13 protein-coding genes and 1 riboswitch are annotated in these 15,149 nt (G+C 49.5%); of the genes, 5 read left to right on the top strand and 8 right to left on the bottom strand.

Annotation, left to right across the window (positions count from 1 at the left end; all coding sequences use genetic code 11):
• Positions 1-3 precede the first annotated feature (3 nt).
• A riboswitch (TPP riboswitch) is annotated at positions 4-100 on the bottom strand.
• A 120-nt stretch (positions 101-220) separates the two neighbouring features.
• The 3 genes from hda to upp all read right to left on the bottom strand — a co-directional run bounded on the left by hda (position 221) and on the right by upp (position 3,147).
• Positions 221-928 carry a DnaA inactivator Hda gene (gene hda / locus M988_RS05625; RefSeq protein ID WP_004091837.1) on the bottom strand — a complete coding sequence of 236 codons (708 nt, stop codon included), beginning with the start codon at positions 926-928 and terminating at the stop codon, positions 221-223.
• An 81-nt stretch (positions 929-1,009) separates the two neighbouring features.
• Positions 1,010-2,302: a uracil permease gene (uraA, locus tag M988_RS05620; RefSeq protein WP_004091836.1), complete on the bottom strand. Its 1,293-nt coding sequence runs from the start codon at positions 2,300-2,302 to the stop codon at positions 1,010-1,012.
• Between the two features lie 218 nt (positions 2,303-2,520).
• Positions 2,521-3,147, bottom strand: coding sequence for a uracil phosphoribosyltransferase (gene upp / locus M988_RS05615; RefSeq protein ID WP_035503097.1), 627 nt, complete (start codon positions 3,145-3,147; stop codon positions 2,521-2,523).
• Positions 3,148-3,449: 302 nt separating this feature from the next.
• Here upp and purM point away from each other — a divergent pair, with 302 nt between their 5' ends.
• The 3 genes from purM (at position 3,450) to speG (ending at position 5,865) form a co-directional block, all read left to right on the top strand.
• Entirely contained in the window at positions 3,450-4,490 is a 1,041-nt protein-coding gene (gene purM / locus M988_RS05610; protein ID WP_008814210.1) for a phosphoribosylformylglycinamidine cyclo-ligase, read from the top strand.
• A 12-nt stretch (positions 4,491-4,502) separates the two neighbouring features.
• Positions 4,503-5,141, top strand: coding sequence for a phosphoribosylglycinamide formyltransferase (purN, locus tag M988_RS05605; RefSeq protein WP_064573216.1), 639 nt, complete (start codon positions 4,503-4,505; stop codon positions 5,139-5,141).
• A 166-nt stretch (positions 5,142-5,307) separates the two neighbouring features.
• Positions 5,308-5,865, top strand: coding sequence for a spermidine N1-acetyltransferase (gene speG, locus M988_RS05600; protein WP_008814211.1), 558 nt, complete (start codon positions 5,308-5,310; stop codon positions 5,863-5,865).
• A 67-nt stretch (positions 5,866-5,932) separates the two neighbouring features.
• On the opposite strand, the gene dld is transcribed toward speG, so the two are convergent.
• The 4 genes from dld to cysJ all read right to left on the bottom strand — a co-directional run bounded on the left by dld (position 5,933) and on the right by cysJ (position 12,137).
• Positions 5,933-7,678, bottom strand: coding sequence for a D-lactate dehydrogenase (dld, locus tag M988_RS05595; protein ID WP_008814212.1), 1,746 nt, complete (start codon positions 7,676-7,678; stop codon positions 5,933-5,935).
• Between the two features lie 155 nt (positions 7,679-7,833).
• Complete coding sequence (gene cysH / locus M988_RS05590; RefSeq protein ID WP_064573213.1) at positions 7,834-8,565, bottom strand: phosphoadenosine phosphosulfate reductase; 732 nt, start codon at positions 8,563-8,565, stop codon at positions 7,834-7,836.
• Between the two features lie 39 nt (positions 8,566-8,604).
• Positions 8,605-10,335, bottom strand: a complete 1,731-nt coding sequence (cysI, locus tag M988_RS05585) for an assimilatory sulfite reductase (NADPH) hemoprotein subunit (RefSeq protein ID WP_064573211.1) — start codon at positions 10,333-10,335, stop codon at positions 8,605-8,607.
• A complete protein-coding gene (gene cysJ / locus M988_RS05580) occupies positions 10,335-12,137 on the bottom strand; it encodes an NADPH-dependent assimilatory sulfite reductase flavoprotein subunit (RefSeq protein ID WP_064573209.1) in 1,803 nt (600 codons plus the stop codon). The genes cysI and cysJ overlap by 1 nt, the downstream gene beginning before the upstream one ends.
• Positions 12,138-12,693: 556 nt before the next feature.
• On the opposite strand from cysJ, the gene queD reads away from it, so the two are divergent.
• Positions 12,694-13,053, top strand: coding sequence for a 6-carboxytetrahydropterin synthase QueD (gene queD / locus M988_RS05575; RefSeq protein WP_008814216.1), 360 nt, complete (start codon positions 12,694-12,696; stop codon positions 13,051-13,053).
• Positions 13,054-13,118: 65 nt separating this feature from the next.
• Here the strand turns inward: queD and M988_RS05570 are convergent, their stop codons facing one another.
• Positions 13,119-13,433 (bottom strand): ElaB/YgaM/YqjD family protein, encoded by a 315-nt coding sequence (locus M988_RS05570; protein ID WP_008814217.1) that lies wholly within the window; start codon positions 13,431-13,433, stop codon positions 13,119-13,121.
• 291 nt (positions 13,434-13,724) lie between these two features.
• Between M988_RS05570 and alaC the strand changes: the two genes are divergently transcribed.
• A complete protein-coding gene (gene alaC, locus M988_RS05565) occupies positions 13,725-14,939 on the top strand; it encodes an alanine transaminase (protein WP_008814218.1) in 1,215 nt (404 codons plus the stop codon).
• Positions 14,940-15,149 lie beyond the last annotated feature (210 nt).

Genomic DNA, 15,149 nt, shown 5'->3' with positions numbered 1-15,149 from the left:
ATGCCTTAAAGCATCTGACTTCCCTACGCTGGCATTATCCAGATCAGGTAATACGGGTATTTCTCAGCCTTCACAAAGAAGGGCACCCCGAGTCATTTAAAACACACTATTACGACGATGTTCCGTTCAAATTAGAACGGACAAGGCTGATAACAATCAGGTAAACAGCCTATGGTATTAAACTCTGGCACAACATAGATGCCAGACAAAAAACAAAATCTTAAAGCGACAATATCTCTTTCACAAACGGGATCGTCAGCTTGCGCTGTGCGGTGATCGACGCCCTATCCAACTGATCCAACGTCATAAACAGCGTACGCATTTCACGATCCAGACGCTTTAGTAGGAAACGTCCGACATCCTCTGGCAATTCAAAACCGCGCAATTTAGAGCGTAGCTGTAGTGCTAAAAGTTTGTCTTCGTCGCCGAGTGGCTGGAGTTTATAGATTTGTCCCCAGTCCAGACGCGAGGCCAAATCGGGTAAACGCAGATTCAGTTGGCGCGGAGGACGATCGCCGGTGATCAATAGGCGTGTGCGGCCGGTTTCAAGGATGCGGTTATAGAGATTGAAAATTGCCATCTCCCACTCCTCTTCTCCCGCGATACATTCGATATTATCGATACACACCAGAGAAAGTTGCTCCATGCCATCAAGAACCTCTGGCACAAAGTAGGCGCGTTTATCCAAAGGCACATAGCCCACGGCTTCTCCGCGTTGGGAAAGTTCTGCGCAGGCCGCATGCAGCAGGTGACTTCGTCCCCCCCCCTCACGCGACCAAAAATAGATATAGGTACCATGCTCCTGCTGCAAAGCGCCCTGCAATGCAGCTAACAGAGAAGAATTCTCTCCCGAATAGAAACTTGCGAAAGTCTCGTCATCAGGTAAATAAAGTGGCAGTGAAAGCTGTGCCGGCGTATTCAGAAGCACCTCAAACCAAAACAGGCAAAAAAACGCCGCCAGTTTAACACATAAACCAGCGGCTGTTGAGTTAGGATCTGAAGGATCGAATTAACGAGCAGGCGTTTGCTCTTCTTCCTGTTCGTCGATGATCACTTCTTCACCACGCACCATACTGATCACTTTGAATAACAAGCTCATCGCGATACCCACGATCGTTGCCAAAGCCATGCCTTTCAGCTCAGCCGCACCAATATGGATCGTCGCGCCGCTCACGCCGATGATCAAAATAATCGAGGTCAGGATCAGGTTCTGCGCTTTGTTGTAGTCCACTTTAGACTCAATCAGTACGCGGATACCAGAAGCACCGATTACCCCGTACAGCAGTAGGGACACCCCGCCCATCACCGGTACGGGTACCATCTGGATCGCCGCAGCCAGTTTGCCGATGCAGGATAATAGAATCGCCAACACCGCTGCACCGCCGATAACCCATGTGCTGTATACCTTAGTGATCGCCATAACGCCGATGTTTTCACCGTAAGTGGTATTGGGTGTTGAGCCAAAGAAACCGGAGAACATCGTAGACAGACCGTTAGCAAACATCGAACGATGCAGCCCCGGATCGCGTAGCAAATCTTTCTTCACAATATTCGCCGTAACAACTAAATGACCAACGTGCTCTGCAATAACCACCAGCGCGGCGGGTAGAATCGTCAGAATCGCAAACCACTCAAATTTCGGCGTATAGAACGTCGGCAACGCAAACCAGTGTGCTTCACGGATCGGCGTTAAATCGACAACGCCCATCGCAAACGACAGGGCATAACCCGCCAGCACCCCAATAAGAATAGGAATAATTGCCAAGAAACCACGGAACAGTACCGAGCCCAGCACGGTCACGCCAAGAGTGACCATGGAGATCGTAATCGTCGTGCTATCTACAGAAGCCCCGTTGGCAGGCAGCAATCCAGCCATGTTGGCCGCGACCCCAGCCAACTCCAAACCAATTACGGCCACAATCGCGCCCATCGCCGCGGGTGGAAACATCACATCCAGCCAGCCGGTTCCCGCTTTTTTCACAATTAGCGCGACCAAACAAAACAGTGCGCCGCAGACGATAAAACCCCCTAACGCAAGTTCATAACCCAACGGTAAAAGCAGCATCACAGGGGAAATAAAGGCAAAGCTAGAGCCCAGATAAGCGGGGATTTTGCCCTTACAGATAAATAAATACAGCAGCGTACCAATACCGTTAAACAGCAAAACCGTCGCAGGGTTAATCTTAAATAAAATAGGCACGAGCACCGTTGCCCCAAACATGGCAAACAGGTGCTGAAAGCTCAACGGAATCGTTTGCAAAAGCGGTGGGCGTTCGCTTACTCCGATGACGCGACGAGTCATGGTTACATCCTCTAAGTGATTTTATTGAATTATCAGGTGTTGTGTTTTGAACTTGGCCTCCCCCTAAATATTGGGAGTTGCATCTAACCGCCTAGGTTCACTCCCAAATCACTTGGTCTCATCAGTAATTTGGGAGTGAACCTCGCTAGCACAAATGCCGCTTCATATATGAAGGATACAGGCCAAAAAAAAGCCGACTCTCAAAGCCGGCTCATCTTTTATTTAGTACCAAATATCTTATCGCCCGCATCGCCCAAGCCAGGAATGATGTACCCCTTCTCATTCAAGCCCTGATCGATAGATGCGGTATACAGCTCAACGTCTGGATGTGCTTTTTCCAGTGCGGCAATACCTTCAGGCGCAGCAACCAATACCAGCACTTTAATGCTATGGCAGCCCGCTTTCTTCAGCAGGTCGATGGTGGCAATCATAGAACCGCCGGTTGCCAACATTGGGTCAACCACCAAAGCCATACGCTCATCGATGTTAGAAACCAGTTTCTGGAAATAAGGTACAGGTTCCAGAGTTTCTTCGTCACGGTAAACGCCAACGACGCTGATACGCGCGCTTGGTACGTGCTCCAAGACGCCTTCCATCATGCCCAGACCTGCGCGCAGGATTGGAACCACGGTGATTTTTTTGCCTTTGATCTGATCTACTTCGACCGGACCGCACCAACCATCAATAGTGACTTTTTCTGTTTCTAGGTCTGCGGTCGCTTCATAGGTCAGTAAACTCCCGACCTCTGATGCCAGTTCGCGAAAACGTTTGGTGCTAATATCGTTCTCGCGCATCAAGCCCAGTTTGTGTCTTACGAGCGGGTGTTTTACTTCGACGATCTTCATCATTTCATCTCCCAGGTAGCGGTCAGCGCAAAAAAAAATCGCGAGATTATACCGCCTTTTAATTTCTGCGCCACCGTTAAAATCATGATCCAGATCAGCTTAGATGAGATCTACACGGATTACAGGAAAAAACCAGATCCCCTTCACAAGCCGCTCGCAAACGTTTGCCTAGACTGTTAGAATTGCCGCGCTCTTGAATATTTCAGGGTGGTTTCTGTTATCTGATGTGAGCTTAGGCCACGCGACCACTCGCTTTATCACAGATACCAGAACTCATCCTAACCGCCATGGGGATTTTCGCAGTGACCGACAAAACCGCTCTCAGTTACAAAGACGCAGGTGTAGACATTGATGCTGGCAATGCCTTAGTTGATCGCATTAAAGGTGTGGTAAAAGAAACTCGTCGCCCAGAGGTCATGGGGGGGCTGGGTGGATTCGGTGCGCTCTGCGCCCTACCACAAAAATATCGCGAACCAATTTTGGTTTCTGGCACCGACGGCGTCGGCACCAAGCTACGTCTGGCGATGGACTTGAAACGTCACGATACTATCGGCATTGATTTAGTCGCAATGTGCGTCAATGACTTAGTCGTACAGGGCGCCGAGCCGCTGTTCTTCCTCGATTATTACGCTACGGGTAAACTGGACGTAGATACCGCGGCTAGCGTTATCACCGGTATCGCTGAAGGCTGTAAACAGTCCGGTTGCGCATTGGTCGGTGGCGAAACCGCTGAAATGCCCGGTATGTACCACGGCGAAGATTACGACGTCGCCGGCTTCTGTGTCGGCGTGGTCGAAAAATCAGAAATCATCGACGGCAGCAAAGTTGAAGCGGGTGACGTATTAATCGCACTCGGCGCAAGCGGCCCTCATTCGAACGGTTACTCTCTGGTTCGCAAAATTCTTGAAGTCAGCCATGCCGACCCACTCGCCATAGAACTAGAAGGCAAACCACTCGCCGATCATTTATTGGCTCCCACTAAAATCTACGTAAAATCAGTTCTGAAACTGATTGAAGAACATGACATTCATGCCATTGCCCACCTGACCGGTGGCGGATTCTGGGAGAATATCCCACGCGTTCTGCCGGAAGGTACTCAGGCCGTCATTGATGAATCCAGTTGGCAGTGGCCTGCAGTCTTTAACTGGCTCCAGCAGACCGGTAACGTCAGCCGTCATGAAATGTATCGTACCTTTAACTGTGGCGTAGGTATGATTATCGCTCTGCCAGCCGTAGAAGCCGATGCCGCTATCGCACTCATGAATGCCAACGGTGAAAAGGCGTGGAAAATCGGTACAATTGCCGCTTCCACCAGCGAAGAGCGTGTGGTGATTAACGCATAAGCGGTTCATGTTATGAAAAACATCGTGGTTTTAATTTCCGGCAACGGCAGCAATTTACAGGCGTTAATCGACGCCTGTCATGAGGGTCGGATCCGTGCTCGTATCAGTGCCGTATTTAGCAACAAGTCCGATGCCTATGGGCTTGAACGCGCGGCACATGACAATATTCCTGCTCATTATTTAGATCCGAAAGCCTTTGCCGACCGCGATGCTTTCGATCTTGCCTTGATGCATGAGATCGACAATTACCATCCCGACCTGGTCGTTCTCGCTGGGTATATGCGTATTCTGTCGCCGCGTTTTGTTCAGCACTATAATGGTCGGATGCTCAACATCCATCCGTCGCTGTTACCAAAATATCCGGGTCTGCATACGCACCAACAAGCGTTAAACAACGGCGATGAAGAGCATGGCACCTCAGTGCACTTCGTCACCGATGAGCTCGACGGTGGCCCAGTCGTATTGCAAGCCAAGGTGCCGATCTTTGAGCAAGATAGCGAAGACGAGATTATCGAGCGCGTTCAGGTACAAGAACACGCCATCTATCCGCTGGTTGTCAGCTGGTTTGTCGAAGGCCGTTTAACGACTAAAGACGATGCGGCTTGGCTAGACGGCGTTCGTTTGCCACCGCAGGGATATGCGCCGGACTAGTATCGTTACAATCACGAATATTCCTTTAAATCCCCGGTTTTAGCTGGGGATTTTTGTATTTACGCTTCCGTGGCTTTTTCTGACATTAACTAACGCTATAATAAAACTCGTAGTATTCACTACATCGGCTATTCAGCTGAAAATTATGACAGTGAGAGGAATCAACATGTCCAGCGACAACAACGTCAGATTACGTCCCCTGGAACGGGAAGATTTGACGTTCGTTCATCAACTCGATAATAACGCCAGCATTATGCGTTACTGGTTTGAAGAACCCTATATTGCCTTTGTAGAACTCTCTGAGCTGTATGACAAACATATCCACGATCAGAGCGAGCGTCGCTTCGTCGTTGAGCATGACGGGGTAAAAATCGGTCTGGTAGAGTTGGTAGAAATTGACCATATCCACCGCCGAGCAGAATTCCAGATCATTATTGATCCAGCCCATCAAGGCCACGGCTATGCTAGCAAAGCTGCCAAGCTGGCAATGGATCACGGATTTTCCGTGCTCAATCTCTACAAGCTGTATTTAATCGTCGACAAAGAAAACCAAAAGGCGATCCATATCTACAGCAAGCTTGGTTTTGAAATTGAAGGCGAACTGATCCACGAATTCTTTATCAACGGTGAATATCGCAATGCGATCCGCATGTGTATTTTCCAACCTGACTATTTGGCGAAATACAAATCACCGACGCCGCCGGTGAATCCAACCGGACTCTGATTTTAGTTCGCCGGATACAGCAGAGCCCGATTTTATCGGGCTCTGTTTGTTCATCTCATCCTAATATTTACTTCTGGTGATGCTCACAGCCACATCCCCAGTTTTTCAATTTAGATGTTTTACCAATACCAGGATTCAATGTATTGGTAGGATCGTTTTGCTGATAGAACGCTTTTAACTGCGGTTTGGCCTGATATAAGTGGCCCACGTTATGCTCCGCAGGATATTCCGCGCCACGCTGATCCAGCAGCGCCAGCATTTTATCTTTCAGCGCATGCACATCGACGCCTTTTTTGACGATGTAATCCTGATGGAAAACGTAGCACATGAAATGCCCGTAATAGAGGCGATGTACCAGCGCATCATCAAACTCCGGCGGCAAGCGTTCAAACCAATCATGATCGTTACGACGCAGTGCGATATCCAGCGCCAAAATATCCTCAACCTCTTTGCTGTGCACCGCGTTATAGCGTATTGCGGCGCCTGCCGCGGCAAAACGGTGTAAGAATGCCTTCGCCCCTTCTTCCGGTGTGCAGACAAAGAATTCACCTTCGGCCTGAGCAAAGTAAGATTCCAACCATGTGCGGGCTTCTTCAATACCTTCGCCTGACATTTTTAGCATCAGGTGATGTTCAAAACGGTCACGATACTCTTTCAATCGTTTAGGCAAATGCGATGGCAGCAAATGGCTCAAGGTTTGCATCGTACGATCGACCAGATGTGAGGGTAAGAAAGGCACTTTACCAAATAAGGCATCCATACGGCCTTTGAGCGTGAAGAAAGTCGGCATTTTGTCGGTGCCTAACTTGTCGATCATCACAAAGGTGTCTTTCCCATAGACTTCAGCGATATCAAATATATCGCGGTGCATGTATTCACCCGCGACCGGCAAATTTTTAAAATTAGCCAGCATATGACGGCGCAATTCCGTCAGCACCTGCGGCTGGTTAGTACCGATATAAAACACCTGCGAAGATTTTTGTGCCGGAAAAGTATCTAAACGAACCGCAAATACCGCCAACTTGCCTGCACAACCAGAAGCTTCAAACAAACGGCGCTCGTCTGCGTTAAAACGCGAAGGCGTGTCAGCATCAACATCACGAATACGCTCAGCGTAATCATGGTCTGAAGCCTGACGCTCGTCATGCTCGACGTCTTGTGGAGTGTACTGTTGCATCTCCAAACGTGTCAGGATCTCTTCCGGCGTACTACCTAACTCAATGCCCAAGTGGTTGATGAGCTCAACCTGTCCCAGTTCATTTACCCGGCCATAAAGCGCCATTTCGGTATAGGCAGGGCCACGGTGAACCAAGGAGCCACCCGAGTTATTGCAGATCCCTCCCACTACCGATGCGCCGATACACGAAGAACCAATGACCGAATGCGGTTCGCGCCCAAGCGGTTTTAGCACGCGTTCCAGATGCCACAGCGTGCTGCCAGGCAAAGCAACCACCTGTTTACCTTCATCTAGCACCTGAATTTTATCCAAACGTTGGGTGCTGATAATGACGATCTCTCGGTCATAATCGTTACCACTCGGGGTAGATCCTTCCGTGAGCCCGGTATTGGCTGCTTGCATCAATACAATTTTATCGGCCTCTACGCAGGCTTTGAACACCTTCCACTGCTCCAGCAAACTGCTCGGAAAAACGACCGCAAGCGCATCACCCTGCCCTGACCGAAATCCCTTGCGATAACGCTCGGTCTTGCGAGCATCGGTAAGAATATGGGATTTTCCCACGATCTCTGTGAGTTGATGAATGAGCGCACGTGAGTCAGATAACTGATTTCCAGCGTGAGGTTGTACCTGCATAGCCATCGTCCTTTTATTAGTATGATGAATCCTTTCGAGAATACCGCTTTTTGAGCGAATGTGAAAAAAATTATACTAATTAGTTAAATAAATAATTTACCCACACGACAAAAAAAGCCCGACACAAAGGTCAGGCTTTTGAAGTAAAAACACGGCTACTCATGCAGCCCGCATTCGCGTTTTAGGCCAAAGAATCGCGTTTCTTCCTCCGCCATCCCCGGTTCCCATTTGCGCGTGGTATGCGTATCGCCAACGGAGAGATATCCCTGTTCCCACAGCGGATGATAGCTCAGACCATTTTGCTGTAAATATTGATAAATTTGCTGATTATCCCAGTCGATGATCGGCAGAATTTTAAATACGCCACGTTGAATAGCTAACACAGGTAAATGTGCTCGACTACCCGACTGCTCACGGCGTAGGCCTGCAAACCACGTTTGCGCTCCGAGCTCTTGCAGCGCACGGTTCATCGGCTCGACTTTATTCATATCGTTATAGCGTTCTATGCCTTCAACGCCCTGTTCCCAAAGTTTGCCATAGCGCGCTTCCTGCCATGCCGGTGACTGTACTGCGCGGTAAACTTTGAGATTCAAATTCAGCTTTTCGGTAAGCGAATCAATAAATTGATACGTTTCAGGAAAGAGATAACCCGTATCCGTCAGAATCACGGGAATCGTGGGCAGTTCACGCGTGACTAAATGCAACGACACCGCAGCCTGAATCCCAAAACTGGAAGACAACGCAAACTCGGCAGGCAAATGCTCCAACGCCCACTGCACTCTCTGCTGCGCACTGAGCTTCTCCAACTGAGTATTGATTTCAGCTAAAGCCATCACCTGCTCAACTTTTGGGAGCGCTTTTAATTCGTTCAGATCTAATTGGGACATAATCAAAGTCCTCCACATCAATGCGCCCTAACAAGCAACTTAGTCATAGAAGTCTCTTGCCGGATCGAGTACTGGCCGCACAATTCCTGCTCGAATAGTAAAATCGCCAAAACCTTCATCTGTATGGCGCTCTTTTGCCCAGCGGCCAACCAGTTCGTCAATCACAGCAAGAATTTCTGCGTCACTAATGTTCTCTCGGTACATACGCGGGATACGGGTTCCAGCGCGGTTGCCACCGAGATGGAGGTTATAGCGGCCAATTGCTTTACCCACCAAACCAATTTCCGCCAGCAGTGCACGACCACAGCCATTTGGACATCCGGTAACGCGTAGTACAATATGTTCATCGCCTACGCCGTGGCTTTGCATAATTTCCTCAACCTGCGTAACAAACTGAGGTAAAAAGCGCTCGGCTTCCGCCATTGCCAGCGGGCACGTGGGATACGAAACACAGGCCATCGAGTTTTTACGTTGCTCGCTGACGCTGTCATCCATCAACCCATGCTCACGTGCAATCCGCTCAATACGGGCTTTGTCTTCTTCAGCCACGCCCGCCACAATCAAATTCTGGTTAGCGGTTAAACGGAAATCACCGGTATGGATTTTGGCTATTTCAGCCATGCCCGTTTTAAGAGGACGATTTGGATAATCCAAAATGCGTCCATTTTCGATAAACAGCGTGAGATGCCATTTTTTGTCGATGCCTTTTACCCAACCAATACGATCGCCACGGCCAGTGAATTCATAGGCGCGTACCGGTTCAAAGAGGACACCCGCGCGCTTTTCCACTTCAGCTTTGAAGTTTTCTACTCCCACGCGTTCCAGTGTGTATTTGGTTTTGGCATTTTTACGATTGGTACGGTTCCCCCAATCGCGCTGGGTAGTCACTACGCCTTCGGCCACAGCCAGCGTATGCTCAACCGGGATAAAACCTAACTCGCTGGCAGTACGGGCATAGGTTGCCTTATCGCCATGCGCAATAGAGAGCCCGCCGCCGACCAATACGTTGAAGCCAACCAGCTTGCCGTTTTCAGCAATCGCCACAAAGTTAAGATCGTTAGCGTGCAAATCGACATCATTCTGCGGAGGGATGACTACCGTAGTTTTAAACTTACGCGGCAGATAGGTCGCGCCTAAAATCGGCTCTTCGTCGGTAGTCTCTACTTTCTCCTGATCCAGCCAGACTTCCGCATAGGCACGAGTACGTGGCAAAAGATGCTCAGAGAGTTTTTTCGCCCACTCATAGGCTTCTTGATGGAGCTCGGACTCCACTGGATTTGAAGTACAGAGCACGTTACGGTTAACGTCGTTAGCCGTTGCTAACGCATCCAGCCCTAGACGATTAAGCAACTGATGCACCGGTTTCACATTCTGTTTGAGAATACCGTGGAACTGGAAAGTCTGGCGGTTCGTAATACGAATGCTGCCATAAAGGGTGCTTTCGTCAGCAAACTTATCAATACCTAACCACTGCTGCGGCGTCATCACCCCGCCCGGTAAACGGCAGCGCAACATCATGGCATGACGAGGCTCCAGCTTTTGCTCGGCGCGTTCAGCTCGGATATCGCGATCATCCTGTTGGTACATGCCGTGAAAACGGATCAACAAGAAATTATCGCCGTTGAATCCGCCTGTTAGCCCGTCATTTAAGTCTTCGGCGATAGTGCCACGCAGGAAGTTGCTTTCGCGCTTCAGGCGCTCAGCGTCGGCCAATGGCGCATCTACCACCAGCGGCCCTGGATGTTTGCTGCTAAAGGTATAGTTGCTCATTAATAAACGTCCCGCTGATAGCGGCGCTCAACGCGCAGCTCACTTAAAAATTCATCGGCTTGTTCGGCGTCCATACCACCGTGTTCAGCCAATAGCTCCAGTAACGCCTGTTCAACGTCTTTCGCCATGCGGTTGGCGTCTCCGCAGACGTAAATATGTGCGCCCTTTTCAATCCAGCGCCACACTTCTGCACCTTGTTCACGCAGTTTGTCTTGAACATAGACTTTGTGATTTTGATCGCGTGACCACGCCAGATCGATACGGGATAGAACCCCCTCTTTGACATAGCGCTGCCACTCCACCTGATAGAGAAAATCTTCGGTAAAATGTGGGTTGCCAAAGAATAGCCAATTGAGCCCTTCAGCGCCCTCAGCCGCACGTTGTTGAATGAAGGCTCGAAACGGTGCAATACCGGTGCCTGGGCCAATCATAATCACCGGTGTTTGCGGGTTTGCTGGCAGTCGGAAATTATCGTTATGTTCAATAAATACGCGTAATTCGCCCTCTTCCTCTAGACGATCGGCCAGATAACCCGAGGCGCCACCGGTGCGAGCGCGGCCTTCAACGTCATAGCGCACCACACCAACGGTGATATGAACTTCATTACCCACTTCTTCTTGCGCAGAGGCGATGGAATAGAGACGTGGCGTCAGTGGGCGCAACAGTGCGACCAGTTGCTCAGCGTCCAGATCGGCCGGAGCTTGACGGATCATATCCGGCAGCGGGGTTGTCTGAGCATATTGTTGCAGCTGGTGTTTATCCGCCAGCAGCTCAATCAGCCGTTCATCACGTGACAGAGAGGCATATTTCTCTACGATCACGGTGGTATTTTGCGTAAGCTCCAAATGGTCAGTCAGCGCTTCGCGCAGCGTCAGCGTTTGCCCATTAAGCGTGATTTTTTCATCGCCCGTGCGCCACACCAGTCCGATAATCTCTTCAACTAAATCAGGATCGTTGTGATACCACACGCCCAACGCATCACCCGGCTGATAACTTAAGCCCGAGTCGCCCAGATCAATTTCGAGATGACGAACGTCTTTATCAGAGTTACGTCCCGTGATTTTTTGATTTACCGCGAGCGTCGCAGTCAACGGCGATTCTTTGCTATAAGGGCTACTGAGTACCTGCGCCACACTTCCGGCGACGCTGGCCTGAGCCTGTGCGGGTGTAGCTTGTGGTACGCGCTGTTTAAGCACCTCAACAATCTGATTACGCCATGCTTCAGCGGCAGCCTTGAAATCGACGTCCGCATCTGCGCGATCTAATAAACGCTCAGCGCCAAGTTCACCTAAACGTGTATCAAAGTCTTTTCCGGTCTGACAGAAATTTTCATAGGATGTATCACCCAAGCCAAACACCGCAAACGCAGTCCCTGTCAGCTGTGGGGCTTTTTTCGAGAACAAATATTTATGCAGCGCTACGGCTTCCTCTGGCGGTTCACCTTCCCCTTGCGTAGAAGCAACGACCAGCAGCAGTTTTTCCTGTGCAATCTGCTTGAATTTATAATCACCGGCATTAACCAACGTGACGCTCAGGCCAGCAGCGGTGAGATCATCGCGCAGCTGTTCTGACACGCGCCGAGCATTGCCCGTTTGCGAAGCAGAAATCACGGTGATTGAAGCCGCGACCGCAGGTGCTGGAGCAATGGCTACAGCACCCGGCTGTTGATTGACCATTCCCCAGAAATAACCGGATAGCCAAGCCAGCTGGTTTGGTGAAAACTCACCAATAGCCGACTGGAGCTTTGCCAACTGCTCTGGCGTCAGTGGCAGCATAGAAGTAGGAGGAGCCTGAGTCGTCATTGCTAAGTTTTCCTTGCACAGTGATCCCTGTGGCACTTCAAGCAGCCTCAGACTGAGCTTTTAGAACCATGGGTGTGACGAATGATGTAGCGTTTTTTGTAAGGTTACCTAGCTGGATAATAACAATTAAATAAGTGATGGAAATAACAAATAACGATTTGAACTAAACACTAATTCTGATTAGTGATAGAGGTGGAAGTGTTTTCAATAAAAATCATTAAAATCAGTTACAAACATATTTTTAATGAATAAATAGACGCATTATGAATAGATTCATTTATATATTCTGCACATCCCAAAGTCTTAGCAATTTAAATAAAAAATTGACTTAGCCCTGAGCTGACGTTGATAGGAAGGATGAGAGAGAAGAAAATGGGGGTAAACAACCTTGAGATAAACACACTGCCAATCGCCTATACTGGTTGAATGGTCGCTTTCCCTGCTCGCTTTTTCCACTCTTTAAAGCAATAGGATTAAACCATAGATGCGGTAAAACTACCGCCAACGGGCGCTTTCCGGTAGTATGCGCAGGTTTTTTAGGTTACGAGGCGTCATCATGACAACCACCCTGTTTAAAGATTTCCAGTTCGAAGCTGCGCACCATCTACCCCATGTTCCAGAAGGACATAAATGTGGACGCCTGCACGGTCATTCGTTTTTAGTTCGCATTGAAATTACCGGCGAAGTTGATGCCTATACCGGCTGGGTGATGGATTTTGCCGAGCTGAAAGCGGCGTTCAAACCGATTCTGGATCGCCTCGACCATTATTATCTAAACGATATTCCTGGTCTGGAAAATCCAACGAGCGAAGTCTTGGCACAGTGGATCTGGCAACAGCTCAAGCCTGAGCTCCCTCTGCTGAGCGCGGTATTGGTGAAAGAAACCTGTACTGCTGGCTGTACCTACCGCGGCTAATGACGTGAATGCGTGACCGGTATTACACCGGTCACATTCATTGAGTTAACGACCTGACATTTTTATCAGCGTTTAGAAAGCAGCAACCCAAGAATCAGCCCCGCCGTAGCTCCAATTCCTACGCTATGCCATGGTTTATTACGCACATAACCGTCCACCTCACAACAGGCACTTTTCACTCGTTCGGTCATTGGACAAGGTGTTTCGCCGCTAATTCTTGCCTTTACTTCACGCAGCGTATCTTGCGCACTTCGACGTAGCGATGCGATTTCATCCTCAGTTTTATCTGCGCCTTCTTGCAATACGCCTTCCAAGGCATCTGCTAACAATGACACTTCTTCTTCGATTGTGCGTTCAACTCGGTCGGTTTTTCTAAACATAGTGCTCCCTCTTTGCAGTATCAAAATCATGGTCACATGCCTGCCGAAAAAACGGTGAGCAGATTTAACGTTAGCTAATAAGCATAGTTGAAAAAAAAGAGAAACTCGGCAATTAAGACTCGGACTGTTCTGGAAACGCCGTCAAACGCGAATAATCATCGGTTAAAAAATCCTCTCGACAGTTCCCTCAGCTTCGCTTATTTTCGTTAATAGCCGGTTTGCAATGCTCCAAGCTTAAACAGGCAGCGTCGCTCGGACGGTCCGGGCGCTAACGTAATCTCTGAGGTATCTATGACAGATTCACGCACTCCGCGTCGCTTTACCCGTATTGATCGTCTTCCCCCTTATGTATTTAACATCACCGCTGAGTTGAAAATGGCTGCGCGTCGGCGCGGCGAAGACATTATCGACCTGAGCATGGGGAATCCAGACGGCCCTACGCCGCCACATATTGTCGAAAAAATGTGTACCGTGGCGCAGCGTGAAGATACCCACGGCTACTCGACCTCGCGCGGTATACCACGCTTGCGTCGTGCGATCTCCCATTGGTATCAGGATCGCTATCAGGTAGACATCGATCCTGACAGCGAAGCCATTGTCACCATTGGCTCCAAAGAAGGGCTGGCGCATTTAATGCTAGCAACGCTAGATCATGGCGATACGGTTCTGGTTCCTAACCCAAGTTATCCTATTCATATCTATGGCGCAGTTATCGCAGGCGCTCAGGTGCGCTCTGTGCCTCTGGTATCCGGTATCGATTTTTTCAACGAGCTGGAACGTGCCATTCGCGAAAGTATTCCTAAACCGAAGATGATGATCTTAGGTTTTCCTTCCAACCCTACCGCACAATGCGTTGAATTAGATTTCTTCGAGCGCGTTATTAAGCTGGCAAAAGAGCACGATATTTTAGTGGTACACGACTTGGCCTATGCCGACATCGTGTATGACGGATGGAAAGCACCGTCTATCATGCAAATTCCTGGTGCAAAAGACGTGGCGGTAGAGTTCTTTACGCTGTCAAAAAGCTACAACATGGCAGGCTGGCGTATCGGTTTTATGGTGGGTAATCCAGAACTGGTGAGTGCCTTGGCGCGTATCAAAAGCTATCACGATTACGGCACCTTTACCCCCTTGCAGGTTGCGGCTATCGCCGCGCTCGAAGGGGACCAACAATGCGTCAGAGATATTGCCGAACAATACCGTCAGCGCCGCAACGTATTAGTAAAAGGTTTACACGAGGCGGGCTGGATGGTTGAAAACCCAAAAGCCTCAATGTATGTGTGGGCTAAAATCCCTGATGCGTACGCACATCTAGGCTCACTCGAATTTGCCAAAAAACTGTTGGCCGATGCCAAAGTGTCAGTTTCACCCGGTATTGGTTTTGGCGACTACGGCGACACCCACGTTCGCTTCGCCCTGATCGAGAATCAGGATCGCATTCGTCAGGCGGTACGCGGGATTAAAGGGATGTTTAGGAAGGATGGAGTGATAGCGGGGAAAAGTTAAGGTTTGGAACGTCAATAGCCTTTGGGATTGCAGTGAAATATTTCGTTCGCCGGTCAGCAAATGCGTTTCCATGACACCTCTGGCGAAGGCGACCGATGAGAGCCCCGTTGCGCGGGGGCTCTCAACTCGCGCGCTTTTATCCGAGACGCCATCTCCGCTCCGGTTTGGTATCGCCCATCCCGGGCGCCCCAAACTCCGCCGGTACATCCC

This window comes from Hafnia paralvei ATCC 29927, assembly GCF_001655005.1.
Classification (GTDB): domain Bacteria; phylum Pseudomonadota; class Gammaproteobacteria; order Enterobacterales; family Enterobacteriaceae; genus Hafnia; species Hafnia paralvei.
Note: the sequence above shows the minus strand (reverse complement) of the source record. Positions and strands in the feature narration are given on the sequence as shown.

What these genes read in the sequence shown, in the direction of transcription:
- uraA (WP_004091836.1), bottom strand. Translation starts at nt 2,302, where the DNA reads ATGACTCGTCGCGTCATCGGAGTAAGCGAACGCCCACCGCTTTTGCAA.
- upp (WP_035503097.1), bottom strand. Translation starts at nt 3,147, where the DNA reads ATGAAGATCGTCGAAGTAAAACACCCGCTCGTAAGACACAAACTGGGC.
- purN (WP_064573216.1), top strand. Translation starts at nt 4,503, where the DNA reads ATGAAAAACATCGTGGTTTTAATTTCCGGCAACGGCAGCAATTTACAG.
- speG (WP_008814211.1), top strand. Translation starts at nt 5,308, where the DNA reads ATGTCCAGCGACAACAACGTCAGATTACGTCCCCTGGAACGGGAAGAT.
- dld (WP_008814212.1), bottom strand. Translation starts at nt 7,678, where the DNA reads ATGCAGGTACAACCTCACGCTGGAAATCAGTTATCTGACTCACGTGCG.
- cysH (WP_064573213.1), bottom strand. Translation starts at nt 8,565, where the DNA reads ATGTCCCAATTAGATCTGAACGAATTAAAAGCGCTCCCAAAAGTTGAG.
- cysI (WP_064573211.1), bottom strand. Translation starts at nt 10,335, where the DNA reads ATGAGCAACTATACCTTTAGCAGCAAACATCCAGGGCCGCTGGTGGTA.
- cysJ (WP_064573209.1), bottom strand. Translation starts at nt 12,137, where the DNA reads ATGACGACTCAGGCTCCTCCTACTTCTATGCTGCCACTGACGCCAGAG.
- queD (WP_008814216.1), top strand. Translation starts at nt 12,694, where the DNA reads ATGACAACCACCCTGTTTAAAGATTTCCAGTTCGAAGCTGCGCACCAT.
- M988_RS05570 (WP_008814217.1), bottom strand. Translation starts at nt 13,433, where the DNA reads ATGTTTAGAAAAACCGACCGAGTTGAACGCACAATCGAAGAAGAAGTG.
- alaC (WP_008814218.1), top strand. Translation starts at nt 13,725, where the DNA reads ATGACAGATTCACGCACTCCGCGTCGCTTTACCCGTATTGATCGTCTT.